A 1,381-nucleotide genomic window follows, 5' to 3' on the forward strand; every position below is an offset into this window, starting at 1 on the left:
AGTGCTCTTTTATCTAACTTTCCATTTCTATTAAGAGGTAAACTATCTATTTCCATCATATAAGCAGGAACCATATATTCTGGAAGCTCTCTTTTAAGTTCTTTTTTAATATCCTTAATATCTACAGTTTTTTCTGAAACTATATAAGCATAAATAGCCTCTTCACCATTTCTATCCTTCTTATTTATAACGGCAGCATCTTTTACATAATTAATTTTACAAATTGCATTTGTAATTTCTCCAAGCTCTATTCTAAAACCTCTTATTTTAATTTGTTGATCTGCTCTTCCTAAATATTCAATATTTCCATCTGAAAGCCATCTTGCTAAATCTCCAGTTTTATAAAGTTTTCCTTCTCCAAATGGATTTTCTATAAATCGTTCCTTTGTAAGTTCCTCCCTATTTAAATATCCTCTTGCTACAGAGTAACCTGAAATATACATTTCTCCCTGTACATTAATTGGAACTTTATTCATCATTTTATCTAAAATAAATACTTTATTATTAGCAATTGGAGTTCCTATAGTCGGAATTCCCTTTATATTATTCTTAGAGTCTATAGTTAAAGTAGTTACAACATGAGTTTCAGAAGGACCATAATGATTATGAAGTTTCACTTTATTTTCCGCTATAAGATTTTGTGTTTCTAAAGTCAAAGTTAACTGCTCTCCTGCAACCACTATATGATTAGTATTTTTAATAATAGTTTCTATATAATTTCTTTCTGATTGTAATAATTTAAAATAAGCTGTTGGTAAAAATACTGTTTTAATTTCATTTTTAATTACAAACTCTAGTAGTCTATCCACATCTTTTCTTAACTCTTCTTTAATTAAGTAAAGTGCTCCCCCTGCTACTAAAGTAGATAAAATCTCTTGACTTGCCACATCAAAACATAAATTAGCAAACTGTAGTACTTTTTTATCAAGTTCTATTGTTGTATCATTTATTTCAAAGTTAATTAAGTTAGCTAAACTGCTATCCTTAAACATAACACCCTTAGGTGTTCCGGTTGTTCCCGAAGTATAAATAATATATATAAGACTTTCAGCTGTTCTTTCTACTAAGAAATTTTCTCTATTTCCTTCATAGAGAGTTTTATCTTCTAAATGAAGAATTTCACCATTAAAGTCTATATCTTTAACTAATTCCTTTTCTGTTAGAAGTAATTTACATCCACTATTTTCTAAGATAAATTCTATTCTTTCTTTTGGATAGTTTATATCTATTGGTAAATATGCTCCGCCAGCCTTTAAAGTTGCTATTATAGAAATTACCATTTCAATTGAACGATTAGCCATAATTCCTACTACTGAATCTTCTTGAATAGAGTGTTCTCTTAACTTCCTAGCTAAAGAATTTGCTCTTTCATTAAGTTCTC

Annotated in this window: 1 protein-coding gene; it reads right to left on the bottom strand. The window is 28.5% G+C overall.

What is annotated here, in order from left to right; genetic code table 11:
* On the bottom strand, positions 1–1,381 hold a 1,381-nt coding region (locus BN8917_RS12320), incomplete at both ends, for an amino acid adenylation domain-containing protein (RefSeq protein WP_141668676.1).

The sequence above is a fragment of the Clostridium mediterraneense genome (assembly GCF_900091705.1).
Lineage (GTDB): Bacteria > Bacillota > Clostridia > Clostridiales > Clostridiaceae > Sarcina > Sarcina mediterraneense.